At 57.7% G+C, this 558-nt stretch carries 1 pseudogene; it reads left to right on the top strand.

Features of this window, described 5'->3' with window-relative positions:
• Nucleotides 1-558, top strand: a pseudogene (locus ACR0FG_RS20925) (aminotransferase class I/II-fold pyridoxal phosphate-dependent enzyme); the annotation flags it as partial.

Below are 558 nucleotides of genomic sequence, written 5' to 3'. Positions count from 1 at the left end.
CCTTCGGCGGAAGATATTGCCGGTCTCGATCTGGGCCTGTGCCGGCGGGTCTTCTACAATCAGGAAGACTTTCTGGAATTGCACCTGAACATCCTGCGCGGGGTGCAGCGGCGCTATAAGACGCCGTTCTTCACGGCGCTCAAGGAATACTCAAAACAGCCCACGGGCGTGTTCCACGCGATGCCGATCAGCCGGGGTAAATCGATTAGTCGCAGCCACTGGATTCAGGACATGGGGGCGTTCTACGGATCAAATATCTTCATGGCGGAAACTTCGGCCACCTCGGGCGGGCTGGATTCTCTGCTGGAACCCAAAGGTCCGATAAAAGAGGCGCAGGAGGCTGCCGCACGCGCATTCGGCTCTAAACAGACTTTTTTTGCGACTAACGGCACCTCGACCTGCAACAAAATCGTTGTGCAAGCACTGGTACGGCCCGGAGATATCGTGCTGATCGACCGCGATTAGCACAAATCGCACCACTCCGGCATGGTGCTGGCGGGGGCGAGCCCGGTCTATATGGACAGCTATCCGCTGCACGATTACTCGGTGTATGGCGCG

This window comes from Ruegeria sp. E1 (assembly GCF_056534225.1).
This window is presented reverse-complemented; position numbering and strand designations above follow the sequence as displayed.